Annotated in this window: 21 protein-coding genes; 18 read left to right on the plus strand and 3 right to left on the minus strand. The window is 62.2% G+C overall.

Annotated elements, in window-relative coordinates; translation table 11 throughout:
• Positions 1-247 precede the first annotated feature (247 nt).
• The 3 genes from ACWPW1_RS07590 to ACWPW1_RS07600 all read left to right on the plus strand — a co-directional run bounded on the left by ACWPW1_RS07590 (position 248) and on the right by ACWPW1_RS07600 (position 4,425).
• Complete coding sequence (locus tag ACWPW1_RS07590; protein WP_454252695.1) at positions 248-2,650, plus strand: TonB-dependent siderophore receptor; 2,403 nt, start codon at positions 248-250, stop codon at positions 2,648-2,650.
• 92 nt (positions 2,651-2,742) lie between these two features.
• Positions 2,743-3,249: a GNAT family N-acetyltransferase gene (locus ACWPW1_RS07595; RefSeq protein WP_454252696.1), complete on the plus strand. Its 507-nt coding sequence runs from the start codon at positions 2,743-2,745 to the stop codon at positions 3,247-3,249.
• A 99-nt stretch (positions 3,250-3,348) separates the two neighbouring features.
• Positions 3,349-4,425, plus strand: coding sequence for a hypothetical protein (locus ACWPW1_RS07600; RefSeq protein WP_454252697.1), 1,077 nt, complete (start codon positions 3,349-3,351; stop codon positions 4,423-4,425).
• Between the two features lie 19 nt (positions 4,426-4,444).
• Here ACWPW1_RS07600 and ACWPW1_RS07605 read toward each other — a convergent pair whose 3' ends face one another.
• Together ACWPW1_RS07605 and ppsR are read right to left on the minus strand one after the other, a co-directional pair.
• Positions 4,445-5,074: a LysE family translocator gene (locus ACWPW1_RS07605; protein WP_323148234.1), complete on the minus strand. Its 630-nt coding sequence runs from the start codon at positions 5,072-5,074 to the stop codon at positions 4,445-4,447.
• A gap of 49 nt (positions 5,075-5,123) precedes the next feature.
• Positions 5,124-5,942 carry a posphoenolpyruvate synthetase regulatory kinase/phosphorylase PpsR gene (ppsR, locus tag ACWPW1_RS07610; protein ID WP_454252698.1) on the minus strand — a complete coding sequence of 273 codons (819 nt, stop codon included), beginning with the start codon at positions 5,940-5,942 and terminating at the stop codon, positions 5,124-5,126.
• Positions 5,943-6,068: 126 nt separating this feature from the next.
• Here ppsR and ppsA point away from each other — a divergent pair, with 126 nt between their 5' ends.
• From ppsA to ACWPW1_RS07640, 6 genes are all read left to right on the plus strand, one after another.
• Positions 6,069-8,438, plus strand: coding sequence for a phosphoenolpyruvate synthase (gene ppsA / locus ACWPW1_RS07615; protein WP_059314186.1), 2,370 nt, complete (start codon positions 6,069-6,071; stop codon positions 8,436-8,438).
• Positions 8,439-8,586: 148 nt separating this feature from the next.
• The gene (locus tag ACWPW1_RS07620; protein ID WP_313648398.1) at positions 8,587-9,588 is read left to right on the plus strand and encodes a zinc transporter ZntB; all 1,002 of its coding nucleotides are present in this window, start codon (positions 8,587-8,589) and stop codon (positions 9,586-9,588) included.
• A gap of 48 nt (positions 9,589-9,636) precedes the next feature.
• On the plus strand, positions 9,637-9,903 hold the full coding sequence (locus tag ACWPW1_RS07625; protein ID WP_059314188.1) for a hypothetical protein: 267 nt from the start codon (positions 9,637-9,639) through the stop codon (positions 9,901-9,903).
• Complete coding sequence (locus tag ACWPW1_RS07630) at positions 9,904-10,728, plus strand: mechanosensitive ion channel family protein (RefSeq protein ID WP_454252699.1); 825 nt, start codon at positions 9,904-9,906, stop codon at positions 10,726-10,728.
• 55 nt (positions 10,729-10,783) lie between these two features.
• Positions 10,784-11,368 (plus strand): RNA polymerase sigma factor SigX, encoded by a 585-nt coding sequence (sigX, locus tag ACWPW1_RS07635; RefSeq protein ID WP_007159259.1) that lies wholly within the window; start codon positions 10,784-10,786, stop codon positions 11,366-11,368.
• A 100-nt stretch (positions 11,369-11,468) separates the two neighbouring features.
• Entirely contained in the window at positions 11,469-12,524 is a 1,056-nt protein-coding gene (locus tag ACWPW1_RS07640) for an OmpA family protein (protein WP_059314190.1), read from the plus strand.
• 123 nt (positions 12,525-12,647) lie between these two features.
• On the opposite strand, the gene gltA is transcribed toward ACWPW1_RS07640, so the two are convergent.
• Entirely contained in the window at positions 12,648-13,928 is a 1,281-nt protein-coding gene (gene gltA, locus ACWPW1_RS07645; RefSeq protein ID WP_059314191.1) for a citrate synthase, read from the minus strand.
• A 345-nt stretch (positions 13,929-14,273) separates the two neighbouring features.
• Here gltA and sdhC point away from each other — a divergent pair, with 345 nt between their 5' ends.
• The 9 genes from sdhC to sucD all read left to right on the plus strand — a co-directional run bounded on the left by sdhC (position 14,274) and on the right by sucD (position 25,548).
• Positions 14,274-14,660 carry a succinate dehydrogenase, cytochrome b556 subunit gene (gene sdhC, locus ACWPW1_RS07650; protein WP_167348559.1) on the plus strand — a complete coding sequence of 129 codons (387 nt, stop codon included), beginning with the start codon at positions 14,274-14,276 and terminating at the stop codon, positions 14,658-14,660.
• Entirely contained in the window at positions 14,654-15,022 is a 369-nt protein-coding gene (gene sdhD / locus ACWPW1_RS07655; protein ID WP_059314192.1) for a succinate dehydrogenase, hydrophobic membrane anchor protein, read from the plus strand. The genes sdhC and sdhD overlap by 7 nt, the downstream gene beginning before the upstream one ends.
• Positions 15,023-15,025: 3 nt before the next feature.
• Positions 15,026-16,798 carry a succinate dehydrogenase flavoprotein subunit gene (gene sdhA, locus ACWPW1_RS07660; RefSeq protein ID WP_059314193.1) on the plus strand — a complete coding sequence of 591 codons (1,773 nt, stop codon included), beginning with the start codon at positions 15,026-15,028 and terminating at the stop codon, positions 16,796-16,798.
• An 11-nt stretch (positions 16,799-16,809) separates the two neighbouring features.
• The gene (locus tag ACWPW1_RS07665; protein ID WP_434776144.1) at positions 16,810-17,514 is read left to right on the plus strand and encodes a succinate dehydrogenase iron-sulfur subunit; all 705 of its coding nucleotides are present in this window, start codon (positions 16,810-16,812) and stop codon (positions 17,512-17,514) included.
• A 185-nt stretch (positions 17,515-17,699) separates the two neighbouring features.
• A complete protein-coding gene (locus ACWPW1_RS07670) occupies positions 17,700-20,531 on the plus strand; it encodes a 2-oxoglutarate dehydrogenase E1 component (RefSeq protein ID WP_059314194.1) in 2,832 nt (943 codons plus the stop codon).
• Positions 20,532-20,573: 42 nt separating this feature from the next.
• The gene (gene odhB, locus ACWPW1_RS07675; RefSeq protein WP_454252700.1) at positions 20,574-21,794 is read left to right on the plus strand and encodes a 2-oxoglutarate dehydrogenase complex dihydrolipoyllysine-residue succinyltransferase; all 1,221 of its coding nucleotides are present in this window, start codon (positions 20,574-20,576) and stop codon (positions 21,792-21,794) included.
• An 80-nt stretch (positions 21,795-21,874) separates the two neighbouring features.
• Positions 21,875-23,311: a dihydrolipoyl dehydrogenase gene (gene lpdA / locus ACWPW1_RS07680; protein WP_059314196.1), complete on the plus strand. Its 1,437-nt coding sequence runs from the start codon at positions 21,875-21,877 to the stop codon at positions 23,309-23,311.
• Between the two features lie 183 nt (positions 23,312-23,494).
• The gene (gene sucC, locus ACWPW1_RS07685; protein WP_007159249.1) at positions 23,495-24,661 is read left to right on the plus strand and encodes an ADP-forming succinate--CoA ligase subunit beta; all 1,167 of its coding nucleotides are present in this window, start codon (positions 23,495-23,497) and stop codon (positions 24,659-24,661) included.
• Complete coding sequence (gene sucD, locus ACWPW1_RS07690) at positions 24,661-25,548, plus strand: succinate--CoA ligase subunit alpha (RefSeq protein ID WP_027602680.1); 888 nt, start codon at positions 24,661-24,663, stop codon at positions 25,546-25,548. Before sucC ends, sucD begins: the two co-directional genes overlap by 1 nt.
• The last annotated feature ends 29 nt before the right edge of the window (positions 25,549-25,577 follow it).

The raw sequence follows: 25,577 nt of genomic DNA on the forward strand, positions 1-25,577 counted from the left end.
GAAATTTCTTATCGGCAGGCGATGGAAGGCCAAGGGCTCGAAAGGGCTGTGCTTGAGCGGTTGCTCCATGAACGGCATGGATTTGCGTTCGCTTATGATATTAATTTGCATTTACAGATGCTTCCAGGTTGCATAGCCTGCGTCCCGCCGCGCAAGACGGCATTGGATACCGGTCCCTGGAAAGCCTCCAGCGAGTCCTTACGTGGGGTACGGACGGGTCGGTGTTTCCCTAGAGGACGACCACAACATGCAGCTCTTCTCCCTCCGCCTTCTCGCGCTTTCCGTATCCCTGGGCGTGGCGACCCTCGCCCAGGCCGCCCCTGTGGCGCTGTCCCAGCCGGCGCAGCCGCTGGCAGATGCTTTACAGAGCTTCGCGCGCGCCAGTGGTCTTCAGGTGAACTACGATGCCACGGCCCTGGTTGGCAAGCGCGCGCCGGCGCTGTCGGGACGGATGGAGCCGGATGTCGCCCTGCAGCGCCTGCTGGCTGGTAGTGGCCTGGCCGCTTCGGTCACCGGCAAGGTCGCGACCGTCGCCCCGGTGGCCACCCAGGCGGCGGCCGGCAGCGTGGCGCTGGAGGCCACCACCATCAGCGCGGACGATGGCTCCCTGATGGGCCGGACGACCACCGAAGGGACACGCTCCTACACCACCGGCGCCATGAGTACCTCCACCGGCCTGCCCCTGTCGATCCGGGAGACGCCCCAGTCGGTGAGCGTCATCACCCGGCAGCGCATGGAAGACCAGGGCATGACCGATCTCAATGATGTGGTCAGATACGCCCCGGGCGTAACGCTGCGCAAGTTCGGCGGCGACCGCCAGGAATTCCTCTCCCGCGGCTTCCGCATCGACAACGTCATGTACGACGGCTTGCCCACCACGGCCGGGACCTTCACCCTCGACAGTCTGTCCTCGGCCGATCTGTCCATCTACGACCGTGTCGAGGTGGTCCGCGGCGCCACCGGCCTGATGACCGGGGCCGGCGATCCTTCGGCCACCCTGAACCTGGTGCGCAAGCGTCCGACCGCCTTTCCCCAGGTCAGCGTCACCACCAGCGCCGGCAGCTGGGACCGTTACCGTACCGAGGTCGACGCCTCCAACAAGCTCAACGAAGCCGGCACCCTGCGCGGTCGCGCCGTGGCTGCCTATGAGGACGGCCACAGCTTCCAGGACGTGCGCGAGCGCAAGCGCCAGACCTTCTATGGCGTCCTCGAAGCGGATCTCAGCGACTCCACTACCTGGACCATCGGCGCGTCCAAGCAGCGTGAGGACAAGACCTCCGACTGGGGCAGCCTGCCCAGCGGCCCCAATGGCGAGGACCTGCACCTGTCGCGCTCTACTTTCTTGAGCGGTGACTGGGCCTACTGGGATCAGGACAACTACACCCTGTTCTCCGACATCACCCACACCTTCGACAACGGCTGGAAGGCCAAGCTGGCGGCGCAGCAGGTCTGGGCGAATTCCGATACCTACTCCAACTACCTGACGTCCACGGCCGCGGACTTTAGCTACAGTTCGGTGAGTGACTTTGGTACCGCTTCGGGCGCCTATCGCACCGATTCCGATCAGCTCAACCTTGATGCTTCGGTGAGCGGGCCCTTCCAGTTTCTGGGTCGCGAGCACGAACTGATGGCCGGGATCAGTCGGCGGCAGGATAAGTTCTATCAGCGTGGCGGCTATTCCGGTGCTACTCCGGTGGACATCTACAACTTCCGCCCCAGCAGCATCCTCAAGCCGGCCAAGGACAGCCTGACACCCTATGCCAGCAAGAACACCACCACCGAAGAGGCGGTGTATGCGGCAGCGCGCTTCAATCCGGTGGACCCGCTGCACGTCATCGTCGGGGGACGAGTCAGCTGGTATGACTTCGACAACCTTTACAGCGACAACGACTACAAGGCCACCCGCGAAGTCACGCCCTATGCCGGCATCATCTACGACCTGAACGACACCTATTCGGTCTATGCCAGCTATACCGAGATCTTCAAGCCACAAAGCGAGCAGAACTCCGGGGGTTCGGTTCTGGAGCCCATGACTGGCAAAAGCTACGAGATCGGTCTCAAGGGTGCTTATTTCGATGGCGCGCTGAATGCCTCCGTGGCGCTGTTCGACACCATCCAGGAGAATCGTGCCTACCTGCCAGCCAATCAGGCCACCTTCTGCCCTGGCTACCCCGCGCAGAGCTGTTACAGCGCTGCGGGCGAGGTCCGCAGTCGCGGTATCGACGCGGAAATCTCCGGCCAACTGACGCCAAACTGGCAGGCGTCTGCAGCCTATACCCTGGTACTTAGCCAATACACCAAGGATGTCACCTACGAGGATCGCCGCTTCGCGCCCGAGCAGCCCAAGCACCTGTTCAAGGCCGTCACCAGCTACCAACTCACGGGTAGCCTGAGCAACTGGCGTATCGGTGCCGATCTGCAGGCTCAGAGCGAGACCTTCGAGCGCGTTGGCACCGGCGAGGCCAAGCAGGATAGCTATGCCCTGGTGGGTCTGATGGCCGGCTACCGCTTCAACGAGCACTGGGATGGCCGGGTCAACTTCAACAACATCTTCGACGAGAAATACTGGCAGGGCATCCCGACGGGTACCGGAAGTGGCACCTATGGCGATCCCCGTAACGTCATGCTCAGCCTGAAGTGGACCCTCTGATCCCGCGACTCCGTTAGCAGGCTCACGCTTCGCCCTTGTCCAGTCCCCCGGACCTGGGCGAAGCTACGGACGTCTGCGAAGGAGTGCCGCCCATGTCCAGCTCTACCGTCCACCTGGAACGCTATGCCGATCGTCACGCCGAGGGCCTGGCCGCCCTCTATGGCGATCCGGCCGTGGCGCGGCAGGTGCTGCAATTGCCCTATCAGAGCGCCGAGCAGTGGCGGCAGCGTCAGACTGCCGAGCGCGAGGGACGGGTCGCGCTGGTCGCCCTGCAGCAGGGGCGGGTGGTGGGCAGTGCTAGTCTCGAACAGCAGCAGCGCATTCGCCGCCAGCACTGTGGTGCCCTCGGCATGGGGGTGGCCCAGGATTGCCAGGGGCAGGGCATAGGCACTCAACTGCTGACGGCCCTGCTCGATCTCGCCGACAACTGGATGAATCTGCAGCGCGTGGAGTTGACCGTTTTCAGCGACAACGCGCCTGCGCTGGCGTTGTATCGCAAGCTGGGTTTCGAAGAGGAAGGTCTCTTGCGCCGCTATGCGCTACGCGATGGGGTATTCTTCGACGTCTGCAGCATGGCGCGTTTCAAACCTGGCACCTAAGGGTGTATGAGGAAAACTTGAGTTCGCCACAAGAAACCTGAGTTTGTTTCATGCGCGCCTGGGTAGGACAATCTCTGCCTTGTCCGGTGGAGGTGTGCAATGGTCAGGATTCATTCCCAGGGTTTTTCGCAGATCGAGCAACACGGCGATGCGCCCTTGGCGACGATGGCGCTCCTCGATGACACCCGTCGCGCAGCCCTGTTCGTGCGTGGGCGCCAGCAACGTCAGCAGGCGTGGCGTGCCCAGCAGGCCGCGGGCAGCGAGCTACTCGCCGTGGGCGACTTTGGCTGGGCTGATCGAGTGCTGGCCCATTCCTATCTGGTAGCCGCAGCCTCGCCCGCTACCTCTCAGGCTGCAACGGAAGACGGCCGCTGGTTCGATGGCGAGCGTTGCTATCGAATTCCCGAGTTCACTCGCGAGCAATCCTTCGTCCTCAACTGGGAGTATCTGTTCGACGAGGTTGCCGAAGCCCGAGCGCTCGGGTTGGCGGTCAAGCCAGTGATCCTGGGTCCCTTGACCTATCTGTGGCTAGGCCGCTCTCTCGATCCTGCCTTAGAGCGCCTCGACCTGCTGGAGTCGCTACTGCCGGTCTATGGCCAGATCTTCGCGAGGCTGGCCGAACAGGGCGTGGAGTGGATTCAGATCGACGAGCCCCTGCTTGGCCGGGAATTGCCACTGACCTGGCGCACGGCCTTCGAACGAGCCTACAACCTGCTGCAGCGCGAGCCATTGAAGAAGCTGCTTGCCGTACGTGACGGGGAGCTGACCGACAACCTTGGTCTGGCCGCGGGTCTCCCGGTGGATGGACTGCATGTCGACTGGCCGCGTACGACCCAGGCGCAACAAGGTCTGCTCGATCGCCTACCTGCCTACAAGACACTTTCGCTGGGGCTGACTGGCGATTCCGAACCAGGTGCGCAGGAGCGGCGGTTGCAGTTCGCGCGTCAGGCGGGCGAACGCCTGCAGGATCGACTCTGGCTGTCGCCCGCCGTCGGTTCGAGCGAGGCCGGCTCGGGTCAGGCAGCCGCAACGAACAGCGAGTTCGTGCGCCTGGTCAGGGCCGCCCGGGAGGCCGCCAGGGTCAAGCCGGCAACCAGCGCGGAAAGATCCTGGTCAGCGATAGAAGCGGCGCTGGCGAAGCTGGGCGCGGCTCAGTCGAGCCTGGCTTCATCCTGAGCGGATTGCTACGGCAGGGCTAGCGGTGAGCGGTCAGCAGCAGGCCGCCCGCGCCGGCGAAAAAGGCTCCGGTAGCCTGATTGAGCCGGCGTACGCCGCGGGAGCCGCGGATGAAGCGGCGGATCTGCCGGCCAAACAGACCATAGATGAAGGCCGCGACCATTTCGGCGAACAGGTGGGTGCCGCCGAGGTAGATGAATTGCTGCGTCGTTGGCTGGTTGGGATCGATGAACTGCGGAAAGACCGCTGCGAACAGCAGGATCGCCTTGGGGTTGCTGATGCCGATGAGGAATTCCTGCAGCATCAGGCGATGCAGTGCTCGCGGCTGCGCCGTACTGGTTTCGGTCAGATCCAGACCCTCGAAGGCCCGGCTGCGCCAGCTCTTCACGCCCAGGTAGAGCAGGTAGAGGGCGCCGACCCACTTGATGACGGTAAAGGCCATCTCCGAGGCCAGCAGCATGGCCCCCAGGCCTACCGCCGAGATCACCAGGAAGATCACGAAGGCCACGTCGCGACCCAGCGCCGCCAGGCCAGCCGTTACCGCGCCATGGCGGATGCCGTTGCTCAGGGAGCAGAAGTTGTTGGGGCCAGGCGTCAGGGCGATGAGCAGGGCGACCGGAAAGAACAGCAGGGCATCGACGAGGTTCATGGCGGTCGCCTGAGACGCCGAGAAGGCGCGGAAGAGGAGGGCTGGTGGGCTATTTAAACCGTCTTTCCACGCCTTTCTCCACCAGAATCTTCGCCGAGATTTCCTCTACGGAAAAATGCGTGGTGTTGATGAAGGAGATGTTCTCGCGGCGGAACAGACTTTCTACCTCGCGCAGTTCGAATTCGCACTGGGCGAAGCTCGCATAGCGGCTGTTAGGGCGCCGCTCGTGCCTGATCGCCGCCAGCCGTTCCGCGTCGATGGTCAGCCCGAACAGCTTGTCGCGATAGGTCTTGAGCGAGGCGGGCAATTGCAGGCGCTCCATGTCTTCCTCGGTCAACGGATAGTTGGCCGCGCGGATGCCATATTGCAGTGCCATATAGAGGCAGGTCGGCGTCTTGCCGCAGCGCGAGACCCCCACCAGGATCAAATCGGCCTGCGCATAGTGGGTCGTACGGGCGCCGTCGTCGTTTTCGAGTGCGAAATTGACGGCCTCGATCCGCTCCATGTAGTGACTATTGTGCATGATCGAATGTGACTTCCCTACCGAATACGAAGATTCGGCGGAAAGTTCCCGTTCGAGTGGGGATAAAAAGGTGGAGAAGATGTCGATCATGAACCCGTTTGACTGGTCCAGAATGGCCCGGATGTCACGGTTGACGATGGTATCGAAGATGATGGGCCGCGCACGGTCCTGAACGGCGGCGGCATTGATCTGCTGTACCATCGCCCTGGCCTTGTCCAACGTATCCACGTAGGGGCGGGTGACCTTCCTGAAGGTGATGTCCCCGAACTGGGCCAGGAGGCTCTGACCGAGGGTTTCGGCGGTGATGCCGGTGCCATCGGAGATGAAAAAGGCGGTTCGTTGCATGGAAGGACGTCCTGGTGGCGTACGGGGCAGGGATCGCTGCACTGTAACCTACCGTCGTCCACTGTCCATGGGGCGAGCGCCGAGGCGTACTGCTTTCCCACAAAGACACAAGATGGAGAGAAGACCTTGGACGAGTATGTAATTTCACTGGAGCAGCTTGGCGTGCACGACGTCGAGCGCGTGGGCGGCAAGAACGCATCCCTCGGCGAGATGATCGCCAACCTGGCTGGCGCGGGCGTGTCCGTTCCAGGCGGGTTCGCCACCACGGCCCAGGCCTACCGCGATTTCCTCGAGCAGAGCGGCCTGAACGAGCGCATCCACGCCGCCCTCGATGCCCTGGATGTCGATGACGTCGTCGCCCTGGCCAAGACTGGCGCGCAGATTCGCCAGTGGGTCATGGACGCGCCTTTCCCGGAGCGTCTGGATGCGGAGATCCGCAAGGCCTTCGCCCGGATTTCCGAGGGCAATCCCAATCTGGCGGTCGCCGTACGCTCTTCGGCGACCGCCGAAGACCTGCCGGATGCCTCCTTCGCCGGCCAGCAGGAAACCTTCCTCAACATCCGCGGTGTCGACAACGTCATTCGCGCGGCCAAGGAAGTCTTCGCCTCGCTCTTCAATGACCGCGCCATCGCCTACCGCGTGCACCAGGGCTTCGACCACAAGCTGGTCGCCCTGTCCGCTGGCGTGCAGCGCATGGTGCGCTCCGAAACCGGCGCCGCCGGCGTACTCTTCACCCTGGATACCGAATCCGGCTTCCGCGATGCGGTCTTCGTCACCGCTGCCTATGGCCTGGGCGAGACCGTGGTGCAAGGCGCGGTGAACCCGGACGAATTCTATGTGCACAAGCCCACCCTGGAAGCCGGTCGCCCGGCCATCCTGAGACGCAACCTGGGCAGCAAGGCCATCAAGATGGTCTATGGCGATGAAGCCAAGGCCGGTCGCTCCGTGCGCACCGTCGACGTCGAGCCCGCGGATCGCGCGCGCTTCTCCATCACCGATGCCGAGGTCACGGAGCTGTCCAAGCAGGCGCTGATCATCGAGCGCCACTACGGTCGTCCCATGGACATCGAGTGGGCCAAAGACGGCGACGATGGCAAGCTCTATATCGTTCAGGCCCGCCCGGAAACGGTGAAGAGCCGGGCCAGCGCCACCGTCATGGAGCGCTACCTGCTCAAGGAAAAAGGCCAGGTGCTGGTCGAGGGCCGGTCCATCGGCCAGCGTATCGGCGCGGGCAAGGTCAAGATCATCCGCGACGTCAGCGAGATGGATCGTGTCCAGCCTGGCGACGTGCTGGTGTCCGACATGACCGATCCCGACTGGGAGCCGGTGATGAAGCGTGCCAGCGCCATCGTCACCAACCGTGGCGGCCGTACCTGCCACGCCGCCATCATCGCTCGCGAGCTGGGCATCCCGGCCGTGGTGGGCTGCGGCAATGCCACCAGCTTGCTCAAGGACGGTCAGACCGTCACCGTTTCTTGCGCCGAGGGTGATACCGGCCTGATCTACGAAGGCGAACTGGGCTTCGACATCCGCCAGAGCTCGGTGGAGGCCATGCCCGAGTTGCCGTTCAAGATCATGATGAACGTGGGCAACCCCGATCGCGCCTTCGATTTCGCCCAGCTGCCCAATGCTGGCGTGGGCCTGGCGCGCCTCGAATTCATCATCAACCGCATGATCGGTGTGCACCCCAAGGCGCTGCTCAACTACGACAGCCTGCCCTTCGAGGTAAAGGAGAGTGTCGACAAGCGCATCGCCGGCTATGGTGATCCGGTCGGCTTCTATGTCGAGAAGCTGGTGGAAGGGGTGTCCACCCTGGCCGCGGCCTTCTGGCCGAAAAAGGTCATCGTGCGCCTGTCGGACTTCAAGTCCAACGAATACGCCAACCTCATCGGCGGCAAGCTCTACGAGCCCGAGGAAGAGAACCCCATGCTGGGCTTCCGCGGCGCCTCCCGCTACATCAGCGAAAACTTCCGCGATTGCTTCGAGCTGGAATGCCGCGCCATGAAGAAGGTGCGCGAGGAGATGGGCCTGACCAACGTCGAGCTCATGGTGCCCTTCGTGCGGACCCTTGACGAGGCGGCACGCGTGGTCGAGCTGCTTGGCGAGAACGGCCTCAAGCGTGGCGAGAACGACCTGCGCGTGATCATGATGTGCGAGCTGCCCTCCAATGCCCTGCTGGCGGACGAATTCCTCGAGCACTTCGATGGCTTCTCCATCGGTTCCAACGACCTGACCCAGCTGACCCTGGGGCTGGATCGCGACTCCGGGATCATCGCCCACCTGTTCGACGAGCGTAATCCGGCGGTGAAGAAGCTGCTGGCCAATGCCATTGCCGCGTGCAACCGTGCCGGCAAGTACATCGGCATCTGCGGTCAGGGTCCCTCGGATCACCCGGACCTGGCCAAGTGGCTGATGGAGCAGGGGATCGAGAGCGTCTCCCTCAACCCCGACTCGGTCCTCGACACCTGGTTCTTCCTCGCCGAAGGCAACGCCTGATGCAGGGATGGCCTCGCCCGTGAGGGCGGGGCCATCCAGGTCAGGGATTAAGCCACCCATTTCCCCGAGCGCGGTCCTGGCAATCAACGCAGGGCGGCGCTCACCGGATCGCCGATCCGCCGGTCGCGTTCCCTGCACGAGAAGGTAGATGCAGCAGTACGACAGTGATGTGGAACAGGGCCTCATCTATGGCTATCTCCTCGATGGCCGTGGTGGCGGACGACGACTGAGCCGGCGGGAGCTGGCGGAGGTCGAGCCGGGCCCCAGCGAGGTGCTGTGGCTGCACTGGGACCGCAGCGTTCCCGAGGCCCAGGCCTGGCTGCGCCAGTCCAGTGGCCTGAGCGAATTCGCTTGCGATCTGCTGCTCGAAGAGGCCACTCGGCCGCGACTGGTCACTCAGCCCAACGACAGCCTGCTGCTCTTCCTGCGTGGGGTGAATCTCAACCCCGGTGCGGTTCCCGAAGACATGGTCTCGTTGCGGGTATTCGTCGACAAACGCCGGGTGATCTCCCTGCGCATGAGGCCGATGAAGGCTGCCGCCGAAGTTCAGGAAGACCTGGAGGCCGGTATCGGTGCCCAGAGCGCCGAAGACCTGGTGCTCTATCTCGCCAGCTACATGACCAGTCGGGTCGATGACCTGGTGCGTGGCCTGTCCGACCAGCTCGATGGCCTCGAGGAGCAGGTCGACCAGGACGAGAACAGCCTGCCCGATCATGCCCAGGTGCTCACCCTAAGGCGTCGCGCCACTGGGCTGCGGCGCTATCTGGCGCCGCAGCGCGACATCTATGCGGACCTGGCACGCGGCAAGCCAGCCTGGTTCGTCGAGACGGCCAGTCAGGGCTACTGGAGCGAATTGCACAACAGCCTGGTGCGCAATCTCGAAGAGCTGGAAGTCATGCGCGAGCGGGTCGCGCTGCTGCAGGACGCCGAGCAGCGGGCGACTACCGAAAGAACCAATCGCACCCTCTATCTGCTAGCCATCATCACCGGCTTCTTCCTGCCCATCAGCTTCATCACCGGCCTGCTCGGGATGAACATGGGCGGGCTGCCAGGCTCCTCGTCACCCTTTGGCTTCCTGATCGCCTGTCTGCTGATCACCGCGGTGGCCGTCTTCCAGGTCTGGCTGTTTCGCCGACTGCGCTGGCTGTGACCCGTCCGCACCTCGCTGCGTCAAGAGAAAACGACCAGCGAGGTGTCCATGCACGATCCTTTCGAAGCGTCCCTCAAGGCGCTCCTCAATACTCCGGCCGAGGCGCGGGACGAGGAGGGCGATGACCAGGCACGCCTGCATCGCGTCCTCAAGACCGCCAACCGTCAAGTCGGCGCAGGCGCGCTGTTCGATCTGATCGGACGGCACTGGGTGGCGGCCCTGCTGCTGGCGTTGGGCAACGGCGCCCCTCATCTGAAGCCGCGGTCGCGTCGTACCCGGCGTGCTGCCGAATCATCCCCGGAGATCTTGAAGTAGATGGAATTCGATATCTGGACCCAGAGTCTGCTGTCCGCCATGACCACCCTGTGGAGCAAGGTGGCCGGCTTCATTCCCAATGTCTTCGGCGCCCTGGTGGTGATCCTGGCCGGATTCGCCGTCGCCAAGATTCTCGACACGGTGCTGTCGAAGGTGCTCGCCAAGCTCGGCCTGGATCGCGTCCTCGCCGGCGCCGGGGTCACCAAGCAGCTGGCCAAGATCGGCATCCGCATGCCGGTCACCACCCTGATCGGCCGGATCGTCTACTGGTTCGTGCTGCTGGTCTTCCTGGTATCCGCCGCCGAATCCCTGGGGCTGCAGCGTGTCTCGTCGACGCTGGACGTCATGGCGCTCTACGTACCCAAGATCTTTGGCGCCGCCCTGGTACTCATCGTCGGGGTTCTGCTGGCGCAATTGGTCAGTGGTCTGGTCCACGGCGCTGCCGAGAGCGTCGGCCTGGACTATGCCGCGGGCCTGGGCCGACTCGCCCAGGGGCTGGTCATCATCATTTCGATCTCGGTCGCTGTCGGTCAGCTGGAGATCAAGACCGAGCTGCTGAACCTGGTCATCGCCATCGTGCTGACCGCCTTCGCCCTGGCCGCGGCCCTGGCATTGGGTCTGGGTAGCCGGGGGCTGGTATCGCAGATCCTGGCTGGCATCTATGTACGCGAACTCTACGAAGTCGGCCAGTGGGTGACCCTGGCAGACGTCGAAGGCGAGATCGAGGAAATCGGCACCGCAAAGACGCTCGTCATGACCGAAGAGGGCGATATCGTTTCCGTTCCGAACCGTCTATTGCTGGAGGCTCAGGTGCGCAGCCGCTGACAGGCGCTGCGGAGATGGCTATCATGCCCGCCACTTTTTGGTAGCTATCTCCGTCTTGAACAAGCCTGCCCCTCATGCCTACGACCCGACCACGCTCAGCGATGAAGAGCTGGTCCAGCGCGCGCATGGTGAACTCTTCCACGTGACGCGAGCCTACGAGGAACTGATGCGCCGTTACCAGCGCACCTTGTTCAATGTCTGTGCCCGTTATCTGGGGAACGACCGGGACGCAGACGATGTCTGCCAGGAGATCATGCTGAAGGTGCTTTACGGTTTGAAGAATTTCGAGGGGAAATCGAAATTCAAGACCTGGCTGTACAGCATCACCTACAATGAGTGCATCACCCAGTACCGCAAGGAGCGCCGCAAGCGGCGTCTGGTGGAGGCATTAAGTCTGGATCCGATGGAAGAAGCATCGGAGGAGCGGGCGCCGAAGCTGGAAGAAAAGGGAGGGATGGATCGCTGGCTGGTTCATGTGGGTCAGGTCGATCGGGAGATCCTGGTGCTGCGCTTCGTCGCAGAGCTGGAATTCCAGGAGATCGCCGACATCATGCACATGGGCCTCAGCGCCACCAAGATGCGATACAAGCGGGCACTCGACAAACTGCGTGACAAGTTCGCAGCTGAAGTTGAGGGCTGACTGGATGAGTCTGCCGTAAGTTTTTGAACTTCACGAAAACTTGTTGTCGAAGCCTCCGGAGATTGCCGGAATTAGTACCACTAAAATGGGGATACAAAGGATGAAACTGAAGAGCACCTTGGGCGTCGTAATCGGCTCCCTGCTGGCAAGCGCCTCGCTGAGCGCCCTGGCACAAGGTCAAGGCGCCGTCGAGACTGAGCTGTTCGGCAGCCGTCTGTTCACCGACAGCCAGCGCAACATGACCAACGCCGACCTGTACGGCGGTTCCGTTGGCTACTTCCTGACCGACGATGTTGAGCTGGCGTTGTCCTACGGTGAGTACCACAACGCCCGTGGCGACCACGACCTGGGCCACAAGAACATCAAGGGCAGCCTGGCCGCTCTGGACGCTTACTACCACTTCGGTCAGCCCGGTGTAGGCCTGCGTCCGTACGTTTCCGGTGGCTTCGCTCACCAGTCCATCAGCAACCGCGACGTCAACGAAGGTGGCCGTGATCATTCCACCTACGCCAACCTGGGCGCCGGCCTGAAGTACTACTTCACCGAGAACCTGTATGCCCGTACCGGCGTACAAGCTAACTACAACATCGACTACGGCGACACCGAGTGGAGCGCTGCTGTAGGTGTTGGTCTGAACTTCGGTGGTTCCACCAAGAAAGAAGTCGCTCCGGCTCCGGCTCCGGCCCCCGTTGCTGACGTCTGCACCGATTCCGACAACGATGGCGTTTGCGACAACGTCGACAAGTGCCCGAACACCCCGGCCAACGTCACCGTTGACGCCACCGGCTGCCCGGCTGCTGCTGAAACCGTTCGCGTCGAGCTGGACGTGAAATTCGATTTCGACAAGGCCGTGGTCAAGCCCAACAGCTACGCCGACATCAAGAACCTGGCTGATTTCATGCAGCAGTACCCGCAGACCTCGACCACTGTTGAAGGCCACACCGACTCCGTCGGCACTGACGCCTACAACCAGAAGCTGTCCGAGCGTCGTGCCAACGCCGTGCGTAACGTGCTGGTCAACCAGTACGGCGTGCAGGGTGGCCGCGTGAACGCTGTTGGTTACGGTGAGTCCCGCCCGGTTGCTGACAACGCTACCGAAGCCGGTCGCGCCGTCAACCGTCGCGTAGAAGCTGAAGTCGAAGCTCAGGCCAAGTAATTAGCCTGATCCAGACACAAAGAAGCCCGCCTTGTGCGGGCTTTTTTGTGTCTGTCGTTGAGGTCTTGAAGTTGTCAGGCAATAAAAAACCCCGCCGGGGCGGGGTTCTTCATCACGAATCGATCAGCCGCGATCGTCCGGAATGTCACGCTGGGTCACGCCGGTGTACAGCTGACGCGGCCGGCCGATCTTGTAGGGGCCGGACAGCATTTCCTGCCAGTGCGAGATCCAGCCGACGGTCCGCGCCATGGCGAAGATCACGGTAAACATGCTGGTCGGAATGCCGATTGCCTTGAGGATGATGCCGGAATAGAAGTCCACGTTCGGGTAGAGATTGCGCTCGACGAAGTAGGGGTCTTTGCGCGCCAGTTCTTCCAGGCGCATGGCCAGTTCCAGCTGCGGATCGTTGATGCCCAGCTCGGCCAGGACTTCGTCGCAGGTCTGCTTCATCACCGTAGCGCGCGGATCGAAGTTCTTGTACACGCGATGGCCGAAGCCCATCAGCTTGAACGGATCGTTCTTGTCCTTGGCCTTGGCGACGAACTTGTCGATGTTGGACACATCGCCAATCTCGTCCAGCATTTTCAGAACGGCTTCGTTCGCGCCACCATGTGCCGGACCCCAGAGGGCGGCGATGCCTGCGGCGATGCAGGCGAAAGGATTGGCGCCGGAGGAGCCGGCCAGGCGGACGGTGGAGGTGGAGGCGTTCTGCTCGTGATCCGCGTGCAGGATGAAGATGCGATCCATGGCGCGCGCCAGTACCGGGCTGATCGGCTTTTCCTCACATGGCGTATTGAACATCATGTGCAGGAAGTTTTCCGCATATCCCAGGTTGTTGCGGGGATACAGCATCGGTTGGCCCATGGAGTACTTGTGCACCATGGCAGCCAGGGTCGGCATCTTGGCGATCAGGCGCATCGCCGAAATTTCGCGGTGCTGCGGATCGGTGATGTCCAGGGAGTCATGGTAGAAGGCTGACAGGGCGCCAACCACGCCGCACATGATGGCCATGGGGTGCGCATCGCGACGGAAGCCGTTGAAGAAGTTCTTCAGTTGCTCGTGAACCATGGTGTGGTTCTTGATGGTATCGACGAACTGCACTTTCTCTTGCGCGTTCGGCAATTCACCCTTGAGCAGCAGGTAACAGGTCTCGAGGTAGTCGGATTTCTCCGCCAGTTGCTCGATGGGGTAGCCGCGGTGCAGCAGAATGCCTTTGTCACCATCGATATAGGTGATCTTGGATTCGCACGAGGCAGTGGACATGAAGCCCGGGTCAAAGGTGAACACACCAGTGGAGGTGAGGTTGCGAACATCGATCACGTCCGGGCCAAGGGTGCCGGACATAACGGGCAGGTCAACCGGATCCGCTCCCGAGATGATCAACTGCGCTTTCTTGTCAGCCATTAGGCCTCCTTATTTTGCTTTGAAATCATCAATAAACCCTCCACTCAGGGCCTCGCCCACTATAGAGGGATAAATTTGAAAGTCAATTTACGAAAATATCGACCTAGAGGGTGTTTCTGGCCAGATTGTGCGGCGAAAAGACATTAACACGCAGGCTTCTGAATATCAGCTGGCGACGTCGGGATCGGGTATCGACGTTTGTCATGAGTAGGCTAACTGTCTATAATTCTCGCCCGACCGTACCGGGTCGGCGAGCTGATGCCGAGCGGTCGACGCTTCCCTACAGAAGCGTGTAGCAGATGTGGAATCTCCTATAACTAGCCCGACCGCAATTGGGCCCTCAGTGTGAAAGAAGCCGTGAATAGCAAACGACCTGTAAACCTAGATCTCAGGACCATCAAACTACCTATCACAGCTTATACCTCGATTCTTCACCGTATCTCTGGCGTCATCCTGTTCCTCGGCATCGCAGTCATGCTCTACGGGCTGCACCTGTCGCTGGGTAGCGAGGAAGGCTTCGGCCAGGTGAAAGCTTTTCTGGCCTATCCGCTGGTCAAGCTCGTGATTTGGGGTCTGCTGTCCGCGTTGCTCTACCATCTGGTCGCCGGCATTCGGCACTTGATCATGGATGGGGGCGCCGGTGAAACCCTGCAGGGCGGCAAGCTGGGTGCACAGCTAGTGCTGGTCATTTCCGCAGTTCTGATCATTCTGGCAGGGGTTTGGGTATGGTAACCAACGTCACCAATCTTTCGCGTTCCGGTCTCTACGACTGGATGGCTCAACGGGTCTCGGCAGTCGTCCTCGCGGTCTACTTCCTCTTTCTGATCGGCTTCCTGATCCTTCACCCAGGGCTCACCTTCGAGCAGTGGCACGGGCTGTTCTCCAACACCCTGATGCGTATCTTCAGCCTGCTGGCGCTGGTGTCCATCTGTGTGCATGCCTGGGTCGGTATGTGGACCATTTCCACTGACTACCTGACCACCATGGCCATCGGCAAAGGTGCTACCGCCGTGCGTTTCCTGTTCCAGGCGGTATGCGGGTTCGCGATGTTCGCGTTCTTCGTCTGGGGCGTGCAGATCTTCTGGGGTGTTTGATCAATGTCCACAATTCGTCATATTTCGTTTGATGCCATCATCGTAGGTGGCGGCGGCGCTGGTATGCGCGCTGCTCTGCAACTGGCCCAATCCGGCCACAAGACCGCCGTCATCACCAAGGTTTTCCCGACCCGGTCCCACACCGTATCTGCCCAGGGTGGCATTACCTGCGCCATTGCCTCGTCCGATCCGAACGATGACTGGCGCTGGCACATGTACGACACCGTCAAGGGGTCGGACTACATCGGTGATCAGGACGCCATCGAGTACATGTGCTCCGTAGGCCCGGAAGCGGTTTTCGAGCTGGAACACATGGGTCTGCCGTTCTCCCGTACCGAGCAGGGTCGTATCTATCAGCGTCCCTTCGGCGGCCAGTCCAAGGACTACGGCAAGGGCGGCCAGGCGGCTCGTACCTGCGCCGCGGCCGACCGTACCGGTCATGCCCTGCTGCACACCCTCTATCAGGGCAACCTGAAGAACAATACGGTATTCCTGAACGAGTGGTACGCCGTGGACTTGGTGAAGAACCAGGACGGCGTCGTGGTCGGTGTCATTGCCATCGCCATCGAAACCGGCGAGACCGTCTACGTCAAGGCCAAGGCCACTGTGCTGGCCACCGGCGGTGCGGGTCGTATCTACGCCTCCACCACCAACGCCCTGATCAACACTGGCGACGGTGTCGGCATGGCGCTGCGAGCCGGCGTGCCGGTGCAGGATATCGAAATGTGGCAGTTCCACCCGACCGGCATCGCCGGCGCCGGGGTACTGGTCACCGAAGGTTGCCGCGGTGAGGGTGGTTACCTGATCAACAAGCACGGCGAGCGCTTCATGGAGCGCTATGCACCCAACGCCAAGGATCTGGCCGGTCGCGACGTGGTCGCCCGCTCCATGGTGAAGGAAGTGCTGGCCGGCAACGGTTGTGGCCCGGATGGCGACCATGTGCTGCTGAAGCTGGACCACCTGGGTGAAGACGTCCTGCACAGTCGTCTGCCCGGCATCTGCGAACTGTCCAAGACCTTCGCCCATGTCGACCCGGTCGTCGCACCGGTACCCGTGATCCCTACATGCCACTATATGATGGGCGGCATCGCCACCAACATCCATGGTCAGGCCATCACTCAAGACGCCAACGGCAACGACAGGATCATCGAAGGTCTGTTCGCAGTAGGCGAAGTGGCCTGCGTATCTGTGCACGGTGCGAACCGGCTGGGCGGCAATTCGCTGCTGGACCTGGTGGTCTTCGGTCGTGCAGCTGGTCTGCACCTGGAGAAGGCACTCAAGGAAGGTATCGAGCACCGCGGTGCCTCGGAAAGCGATCTGGAAGCCTCGTTGCAGCGCCTGTCCGGCGTCAACGAGCGCACCACCGGTGACGACGTCGCTACCCTGCGCAAGCAACTGCAGACCTGCATGCAGAACTACTTCGGGGTGTTCCGCACCGGCGAGTACATGCAGAAGGGCATCGCCGAGCTGGCCGACCTGCGCGAGCGCATCGCCAAGGTCAAGATCAACGACAAGAGTCAGGGCTTCAACACCGCCCGCATCGAAGCGCTCGAGCTGCAGAACCTGCTCGAAGTGGCCGAAGCAACCGCCATCGCCGCCGAGAATCGCAAGGAATCCCGTGGTGCTCACGCCCGTGAAGACTTCGAAGAGCGTGACGACGAGAACTGGCTGTGCCACACCCTCTATTTCCCCGGTGAAAAACGGGTCAGTAAGCGTGACGTCAACTTCGCGCCGAAGACCGTACCGATGTTCGAACCCAAGGTTCGGACTTACTAAAGGTGACCACCATGTTGAAAGTCAGCGTATATCGTTACAACCCGGATCAGGACGGCCTGCCGTCCATGCAGGAGTTCCAGGTCGATACCGGTGGGAAGGATCTCATGGTGTTGGACGTCCTGGCTCTGATCAAAGAGCAGGATGAAGGCTTCTCCTACCGTCGTTCCTGCCGCGAAGGCGTGTGCGGCTCCGACGGCATGAACATTAACGGCAAGAACGGCCTGGCGTGCATCACGCCGCTGTCGGCCGTGGTCAAGAACGACAAGCTGATCGTGCGTCCGCTGCCCGGCCTGCCGGTCATTCGTGACCTGGTCGTCGACATGAGCATCTTCTACAAGCAATACGAGAAGGTGAAGCCGTTCCTGCAGAACGAGACCCCGGCACCAGCCATCGAACGCCTGCAGAGCCCGGAAGATCGTGAGAAGATCGACGGTCTGTACGAGTGCATCCTGTGCGCCTGCTGCTCGACGTCCTGCCCGTCCTTCTGGTGGAACCCCGACAAGTTCCTCGGCCCCGCTGCACTGCTGCAGGCCTATCGCTTCCTGGCCGACAGTCGTGACACCAAGACCGAAGAGCGCCTGGCGGCCATGGACGATCCGTTCAGCGTGTTTCGCTGCCGCTCGATCATGAACTGTGTGGCGGTCTGTCCCAAGGGGCTGAACCCGACCAAGGCCATCGGCCATGTGCGGGCGATGCTGCTGCAGAGCGGTACCTGATCCACGTCCCGCCCGGCCAGTTGTGCCGGGCGGGTTCGTTAACGACCTCGATAGCTTGATTCAACCAATGTCCATTCAGGGATACCCGGAACAGCATCCGGGCATTGGCGCAGCCGTAGAGAGACCAGGTCTCGCATCGAGACTTGTCATCGGCTGATGCTATCTCTGCCGAAGGGGTGAACTAGATGCACGAAAGTCAGATGCAGCAACTGTGGGACAGCGCTCACCTGTCCGGCGGTAATGCTGCTTATGTGGAAGAGCTCTATGAGCTGTTTCTGCACGATGCCAACGCTGTGCCGGAAGAGTGGCGCACCTACTTCCAGAAGCTGCCCGCTGTCACTGGCAATTCGCCGGACGTTGCGCACTCCGCGATCCGCGACCATTTCGTGCTGTTGGGCAAGAACCAGCGGCGAGCTCAACCGGTCTCGGCCGGTACCGTCAGTTCCGAACACGAGAAGAAGCAGGTCGAAGTCCTGCGGCTGATCCAGGCGTTCCGTCTGCAGGGCCATCAGGCTGCTCAGCTCGACCCGCTGGGTCTGTGGAAGCGTCAGCCACCTGCCGATCTGCTGCTCAACCACTATGGGTTGACCGACGCCGATCTGGATACCACCTTCCGCACCGGTGAATTGTTCATCGGCAAAGAGGAAGCAACTCTCCGCGAAATCAGGGATGCGCTGCAAGAGACATATTGCCGCACGGTCGGTGCAGAGTTCATGCACATCGTCGATTCCGAAGAGCGCCGCTGGTTCCTGCAGCGCCTGGAAAGCGTCCGTGGCCGCCCGCAATATTCCCCGGAAGTCCGCACCCACCTGCTGGAGCGTCTGACCGCCGCCGAGGGCCTGGAAAAGTATCTGGGCACCAAGTACCCGGGCACCAAGCGTTTCGGCCTGGAAGGTGGCGAGAGCCTGATTCCGCTGATCGACGAGATCATCCAGCGTTCCGGCTCCTATGGGGTCAAGGAACTGGTGATCGGCATGGCCCACCGTGGCCGTCTGAACGTGCTGGTCAACACCCTGGGCAAGAATCCGCGCGATCTGTTCGACGAATTCGAAGGCAAGAAGCTGGTCGAGCTGGGCTCCGGTGACGTCAAGTACCACCAGGGTTTCTCCTCCAACGTCATGACCCAGGGCGGCGAAGTCCACCTGGCGCTGGCGTTCAACCCCTCGCACCTGGAGATTGTCTCTCCGGTGGTGGAGGGTTCGGTGCGTGCCCGCCAGGATCGCCGCGGCGATCGCTCCGGCGACAAGGTCGTGCCCGTTGCCATCCACGGCGACGCCGCCTTCGCTGGCCAGGGCGTGGTCATGGAAACCTTCCAGATGTCGCAGACCCGGGCGTACAAGACCGGCGGCACCCTGCACCTCGTCATCAACAACCAGGTGGGTTTCACCACCAACCGCCAGGAAGATGCGCGCTCGACCGAGTACGCCACCGACGTCGCCAAGATGATCCAGGCGCCGATCTTCCATGTGAACGGCGACGATCCCGAAGCGGTGCTGTTTGTCACCCAGCTGGCGGTCGACTATCGCATGCAGTTCAAGCGTGACATCGTCATCGATCTGGTGTGCTACCGCCGTCGCGGCCACAACGAGGCCGACGAGCCGAGCGGCACCCAGCCGCTGATGTACCAGCAGATCGCCAAGCAGCGCACCACCCGCGATCTCTATGCGGATGCCCTGACCCAGGCCGGTGTCGTCACTGCCGAGCAGGTCCAGGCGCAGTTCGAAGCCTATCGGGGTGCCCTCGACGAGGGTCGTCACGTGGTGGCCAGCCTGGTCAAGGAACCCAATCGCGACCTGTTCGTCGACTGGAAACCCTACCTCGGCCATGCCTGGACCGCGCGTCACGACACCGGCTTCGATCTCAAGACCCTGCAGGAACTGGCCAACAAGCTGCTGCAGATTCCGGAAGGCGTCGTGGTCCAGCGTCAGGTAGGCAAGATCCTCGAAGATCGCCAGAAGATGACTGCCGGCGGCCTGCCCCTGAACTGGGGTTTCGCCGAGACCATGGCCTACGCCACCCTGCTGCACGAAGGCCATCCGATCCGCATCACCGGTCAGGACGTCGGCCGTGGCACCTTCTCGCACCGCCATGCGGTGCTGCACAACCAGAAGGACGCCGTGCCCTACGTGCCCCTGCAGCACCTGGCCGAAGACCAGCCGTCGTTCGAGATCTACGACTCCTTCCTGTCCGAGGAAGCGGTGCTGGGCTTCGAATACGGCTACGCCACCACCACGCCCAACGCGCTGGTGGTCTGGGAAGCCCAGTTCGGTGACTTCGCCAACGGTGCCCAGGTCGTCATCGACCAGTTCATCACCAGCGGCGAGATCAAGTGGGGTCGTCTCTGCGGCCTGACCATGCTGCTGCCCCATGGCTACGAAGGCCAGGGTCCGGAGCACTCGTCGGCTCGTCTGGAGCGTTACCTGCAGCTGTGCGCCGAGCAGAACATCCAGGTCTGCGTACCGACCACGCCGGCGCAGATCTACCACCTGCTGCGTCGTCAGGTGATCCGCCCGCTGCGCAAGCCGCTGGTAGTGCTCACGCCCAAGTCGCTGCTGCGCCACAAGCTGGCCATCTCGACCCTGGAAGACCTGGCCCATGGCTCCTTCCAGACCGTGATCAACGAACTGGATCAGATCGATGCCCAGCAGGTGAAGCGCCTGGTTCTGTGCAGCGGCAAGGTCTACTACGACCTGCTGGAAAAGCGCCGCAGCGAAAACCGCCAGGACATCGCCATCGTTCGCCTGGAGCAACTCTATCCGTTCCCGGAAGACGACCTGGCCGAGGTACTGGCTGGCTACCCGAACCTCGAGCGCGTGGTCTGGTGCCAGGAAGAGCCGATGAACCAGGGTGCCTGGTACTGCAGCCAGCATCACATGCGTCGCGCCGTGTCCGGTTACAAGCAGGGCCTGGGTCTGGAATACGCCGGTCGCGATGCGTCCGCTGCGCCGGCCTGCGGCTATGCCTCCATGCACGCCGAGCAGCAGGAAAAACTGCTGCACGATGCTTTCTCCGTTTGATTCGCCACGCGACTACTAAAGATCACTAAGGAAATTCATAGAATGGCTATCGAGATCAAAGCCCCTACCTTCCCGGAATCGGTCGCTGACGGCACCGTCGCCACCTGGCACAAGAAGCCGGGCGAAGCGGTCAAGCGTGACGAACTGCTGGTCGACATCGAGACCGACAAGGTCGTGCTGGAAGTCGTGGCACCGGTCGATGGCGTCCTGGCCGAAGTCCTGAAGAACGAAGGCGACACCGTGCTGAGCGAAGAAGTTATCGCTCGCGTGGAAGAGGGCGCCACTGCCGCCGCCGCGCCGGCTGCCCAGCCGGCCGCCGTCAGTGCTCCGGCTGCCGCGCCCGCTGCCGGTGGTGAAGAGGATCCGATCCTCGCTCCCGCCGCACGCAAGATTGCCGAAGAAAACGGCATCGACCCGGCTACCCTGGTCGGAACCGGCAAGGGTGGTCGCATCACCAAGGAAGACGCTGTCGCCGCTGTCGAGGCCAAGAAGTCCGGCGCTGCTGCTCCGGCTGCCAAGCCCGCTGCCGTCGCCGCTCCAGTGGTGACCGCTGCTGGCGATCGCACCGAGAAGCGTGTGCCCATGACCCGCCTGCGCGCCAAGGTCGCCGAGCGCCTGGTTGAAGCCCAGTCCAGCATGGCCATGCTGACGACCTTCAACGAGGTCAACATGAAGCCGATCATGGACCTGCGCTCCAAGTACAAGGACATGTTCGAGAAGAAGCACAATGGCGTACGCCTGGGCTTCATGTCCTTCTTCGTCAAGGCGGCCACCGAGGCGCTCAAGCGCCAGCCGGGCGTCAACGCCTCCATCGACGGCAACGACATCGTCTACCACGGCTATCAGGACATCGGCGTGGCCGTGTCCAGTGACCGTGGCCTGGTAGTGCCGGTGCTGCGCAACGCCGAGTTCATGAGCCTGGCGGAAGTGGAAGGCACCATCGCCGACTTCGGCAAGAAGGCCAAGGCCGGCAAGCTGACCCTGGAAGATATGCAGGGCGGCACCTTCACCATCTCCAACGGTGGTGTCTTCGGTTCGCTGCTGTCCACTCCCATCGTCAACCCGCCGCAGACCGCGATCCTGGGCATGCACAAGATCCAGGAGCGCCCGATGGCGGTGAACGGCCAGGTGGTGATCCTGCCGATGATGTATCTTGCGCTGTCCTACGACCATCGCCTGATCGATGGCAAGGAAGCCGTGACCTTCCTGGTCACCATGAAGGACCTGCTGGAAGACCCGGCTCGTCTGCTGCTGGACATCTGATCCGGCTCTCGCGGTGCGGGGCAGGGGCCACGCACCGCTTCAAGTTTTCCTGCCTGAAGCTGCTCCAAGGGGATTAGTGTATGAGCGACAAATTCGACGTAGTGGTGATCGGCGCCGGCCCTGGTGGCTACGTGGCCGCCATCCGTGCCGCGCAGCTCGGTCTGAAGACGGCCTGTGTCGAGCGCTACAAGGGCAAGGAAGGCAAGGTCGCCCTGGGCGGTACCTGCCTGAACGTGGGTTGCATTCCTTCCAAGGCGCTGCTGGACAGCTCCTACAAGTACCACGAGGCCCACGAGGGCTTTAAGGTCCACGGGATCGATGCGCCCAACGTCACCATCGACGTGCCCACCATGATCGGCCGCAAGGACCAGATCGTGAAGAACCTCACCGGCGGCGTGGCCACCCTGTTCAAGGCCAACGGCGTGACTCTGCTGGAAGGCAACGGCAAGCTGCTGTCCGGCAAGAAGGTCGAAGTCACTGGCCTGGACGGCAACGTCCAGGTGGTCGAGGCCGAGAACGTCATCCTGGCGTCCGGCTCGCGTCCTATCGACATCCCGCCGGCTCCGGTGGACCAGAAGGTCATCGTCGATTCCACCGGCGCCCTGGAATTCCAGAGCGTGCCCAAGCGTCTGGGCGTGATCGGTGCCGGCGTCATCGGTCTGGAACTGGGTTCGGTCTGGGCTCGCCTGGGTGCCGAAGTCACCGTGCTGGAAGCCCTGGACAAGTTCCTGGTCGCCGCCGATGAGCAGGTGTCCAAGGAAGCCTACAAGATCCTCTCCAAGCAGGGTCTGAACATCCGCATGGGTGCTCGTGTGACCGGCTCCCAGGTCAACGGCGAAGAAGTCACCGTCAACTACACCGAAGCCGGTGAAGAGAAGCAGATCACCTTCGATCGCCTCATCGTTGCCGTGGGCCGTCGTCCGGTCACCACCGACCTGCTGGCGTCCGACAGCGGCGTGGAAAGCGACGAGCGTGGCTACATCTACGTCGATGACTACTGCGCCACCAGCGTTCCGGGCGTGTTCGCCATCGGTGACTGTGTACGCGGTCTGATGCTGGCCCACAAGGCCTCGGAAGAGGGCGTGATGGTCGCCGAGCGTATCGCCGGTCACAAGGCTCAGATGAACTACGACCTGGTGCCCTCGGTGATCTACACCCACCCGGAAATCGCGTGGGTCGGCAAGACCGAGCAGGCGCTGAAGGCCGAAGGCGTCGAAGTCAACGTCGGTACCTTCCCCTTCGCGGTCAGCGGTCGTGCCCTGGCGGCCAACGACACCGCCGGCTTCGTCAAGGTCGTGGCCGATGCCAAGACCGATCGCGTCCTGGGCGTCCATGTGGTCGGCCCGAGCGCGGCGGAACTGGTGCAGCAGGGCGCCATCGCCATGGAATTCGGCACCAGTGCCGAAGACCTGGGCATGATGGTGTTCTCGCACCCGACGCTGTCCGAGGCACTGCACGAAGCAGCCCTGGCGGTGAATGGTCATGCGATCCACGCAGTGAATCGCAAGAAGCGGTAAGAGATTTACGGAACCACGGGGTCGCCGACCGCCGTGGAGCCTCCGGGCTCCACCGCAGGAAGGCACCTCGGACCCTTGCGAGGCAGGGGTCACAGGTGGCGCGGTGCCCGCGACCGTCCAGAGGACGGCTCGGAGAACGCACAGCGTCGAATGCGCAATACCCAACGAAGACGGTAGACAAGCATGAATCTCCACGAGTATCAGGGTAAGCAGCTGTTCGCTGAATACGGCCTGCCCGTTTCCAAAGGCTACGCTGTCGACACCCCCCAGGAGGCCTACGAGGCTTGCGGCCGTATCGGCGGCGACGAGTGGGTCGTCAAGGCCCAGGTACATGCCGGTGGCCGTGGTAAGGCTGGCGGTGTGAAGCTGGTCAAGAGCAAGGAAGAAGCCAAGGAATTCGCCGCCAAGTGGCTGGGCCAACGTCTGGTGACCTACCAGACCGACGCCAACGGTCAGCCGGTCAGCAAGATCCTGGTTGAATCCTGCACCGACATCGACAAGGAGCTCTATCTGGGCGCCGTCGTCGATCGCTCCAGCCGCCGCATCGTGTTCATGGCGTCCACCGAAGGTGGCGTGGACATCGAGAAGGTCGCTCACGACACTCCGGAGAAGATTCTCAAGGCCACCATCGATCCGCTGGTAGGCGCTCAGCCTTACCAGGGTCGCGACCTGGCTTTCCAGCTGGGCCTGAAAGGTGACCAGATCAAGCAGTTCACCCAGATCTTCGTCGGTCTGGCCAAGCTGTTCCAGGACTACGACCTGGCCCTGCTGGAAGTGAACCCGCTGGTGATCAAGAAGGACGGCAACCTGCACTGCCTGGATGCCAAGATCAACATCGACAGCAACGCCATCTACCGTCAGCCCAAGCTGCGTGCCTTCCACGACCCGTCGCAGGACGACGCCCGTGAAGCCCATGCGCAGAAGTGGGAACTGAACTATGTAGCCCTGGAAGGCAGCATCGGCTGCATGGTCAACGGTGCCGGTCTGGCCATGGGTACCATGGACATCGTCAACCTGCACGGCGGCAAGCCGGCCAACTTCCTGGACGTTGGCGGCGGCGCGACCAAAGAGCGCGTGACCGAAGCCTTCAAGATCATCCTGTCCGACAGCAACGTGAAAGCCGTTCTGGTGAACATCTTCGGCGGCATCGTGCGCTGCGACATGATCGCCGAAGGCATCATCGGTGCCGTGAAGGAAGTCGGTGTGAAGGTGCCGGTCGTGGTTCGCCTCGAAGGCAACAACGCCGAACTCGGTGCCAAGGTCCTGGCCGAAAGCGGCCTGAACATCATCGCGGCAACCAGCCTGACCGACGCTGCCCAGCAGGTCGTCAAGGCCGCGGAGGGTAAGTAATGAGCGTCCTGATCAATAAAGACACCAAGGTCATCTGCCAGGGCTTCACCGGCAGCCAGGGTACCTTCCACTCCGAACAGGCCATCGCCTACGGCACCCAGATGGTCGGCGGCGTGACTCCCGGCAAGGGCGGCTCCACCCACCTGGGCCTGCCGGTGTTCAACACCGTCAAGGAAGCCGTGGAAGCTACCGGCGCTGACGCCTCGGTGATCTACGTTCCGGCTCCCTTCTGCAAGGACTCCATCCTGGAAGCGGCCTTCGGCGGCATCAAGCTGATCGTCTGCATCACCGAGGGTATCCCCACCCTCGACATGCTGGATGCCAAGGTGAAGTGCGACGAACTGGGCGTACGCCTGATCGGCCCGAACTGCCCCGGCGTCATCACCCCCGGCGAGTGCAAGATCGGCATCATGCCCGGTCACATTCACCTGCCGGGCAAGGTCGGTATCGTGTCGCGTTCCGGCACCCTGACCTATGAAGCCGTGAAGCAGACCACCGACGCCGGCTTCGGCCAGTCCACCTGCGTGGGCATCGGCGGCGACCCCATCCCGGGCTCGAACTTCATCGATATCCTGAAGCTGTTCCAGGAAGATCCGCAGACCGAAGCCATCGTCATGATCGGCGAGATCGGCGGCAGCGCTGAAGAAGAAGCCGCAGCCTACATCAAGGCCAACGTGACCAAGCCGGTGGTGTCCTACATCGCCGGTGTCACTGCACCGCCCGGCAAGCGCATGGGCCATGCTGGCGCCATCATCTCCGGCGGCAAGGGCACTGCGGACGAGAAGTTCGCTGCCCTGCAGGACGCTGGTGTGAAGACCGTGCGTTCCCTGGCTGACATCGGCAAGGCCCTGGCCGAGCTGACCGGTTGGGAAGTCAAGAAGGCCTGAGCCTGACTGACTGTAGAAAAGGCCGCCTT

The sequence above is a fragment of the Pseudomonas sp. Marseille-Q7302 genome (assembly GCF_965111925.1).

What these genes read in the sequence shown, in the direction of transcription:
- ACWPW1_RS07640 (WP_059314190.1), top strand. Translation starts at nt 11,469, where the DNA reads ATGAAACTGAAGAGCACCTTGGGCGTCGTAATCGGCTCCCTGCTGGCA.
- sdhD (WP_059314192.1), top strand. Translation starts at nt 14,654, where the DNA reads ATGGTAACCAACGTCACCAATCTTTCGCGTTCCGGTCTCTACGACTGG.
- sucD (WP_027602680.1), top strand. Translation starts at nt 24,661, where the DNA reads ATGAGCGTCCTGATCAATAAAGACACCAAGGTCATCTGCCAGGGCTTC.
- ACWPW1_RS07605 (WP_323148234.1), bottom strand. Translation starts at nt 5,074, where the DNA reads ATGAACCTCGTCGATGCCCTGCTGTTCTTTCCGGTCGCCCTGCTCATC.
- ppsR (WP_454252698.1), bottom strand. Translation starts at nt 5,942, where the DNA reads ATGCAACGAACCGCCTTTTTCATCTCCGATGGCACCGGCATCACCGCC.
- ACWPW1_RS07665 (WP_434776144.1), top strand. Translation starts at nt 16,810, where the DNA reads ATGTTGAAAGTCAGCGTATATCGTTACAACCCGGATCAGGACGGCCTG.
- ACWPW1_RS07620 (WP_313648398.1), top strand. Translation starts at nt 8,587, where the DNA reads ATGCAGCAGTACGACAGTGATGTGGAACAGGGCCTCATCTATGGCTAT.
- ACWPW1_RS07600 (WP_454252697.1), top strand. Translation starts at nt 3,349, where the DNA reads ATGGTCAGGATTCATTCCCAGGGTTTTTCGCAGATCGAGCAACACGGC.
- gltA (WP_059314191.1), bottom strand. Translation starts at nt 13,928, where the DNA reads ATGGCTGACAAGAAAGCGCAGTTGATCATCTCGGGAGCGGATCCGGTT.
- lpdA (WP_059314196.1), top strand. Translation starts at nt 21,875, where the DNA reads ATGAGCGACAAATTCGACGTAGTGGTGATCGGCGCCGGCCCTGGTGGC.
- odhB (WP_454252700.1), top strand. Translation starts at nt 20,574, where the DNA reads ATGGCTATCGAGATCAAAGCCCCTACCTTCCCGGAATCGGTCGCTGAC.
- sucC (WP_007159249.1), top strand. Translation starts at nt 23,495, where the DNA reads ATGAATCTCCACGAGTATCAGGGTAAGCAGCTGTTCGCTGAATACGGC.
- ACWPW1_RS07630 (WP_454252699.1), top strand. Translation starts at nt 9,904, where the DNA reads ATGGAATTCGATATCTGGACCCAGAGTCTGCTGTCCGCCATGACCACC.
- ACWPW1_RS07590 (WP_454252695.1), top strand. Translation starts at nt 248, where the DNA reads ATGCAGCTCTTCTCCCTCCGCCTTCTCGCGCTTTCCGTATCCCTGGGC.
- sdhA (WP_059314193.1), top strand. Translation starts at nt 15,026, where the DNA reads ATGTCCACAATTCGTCATATTTCGTTTGATGCCATCATCGTAGGTGGC.
- ACWPW1_RS07625 (WP_059314188.1), top strand. Translation starts at nt 9,637, where the DNA reads ATGCACGATCCTTTCGAAGCGTCCCTCAAGGCGCTCCTCAATACTCCG.
- ACWPW1_RS07595 (WP_454252696.1), top strand. Translation starts at nt 2,743, where the DNA reads ATGTCCAGCTCTACCGTCCACCTGGAACGCTATGCCGATCGTCACGCC.
- ACWPW1_RS07670 (WP_059314194.1), top strand. Translation starts at nt 17,700, where the DNA reads ATGCACGAAAGTCAGATGCAGCAACTGTGGGACAGCGCTCACCTGTCC.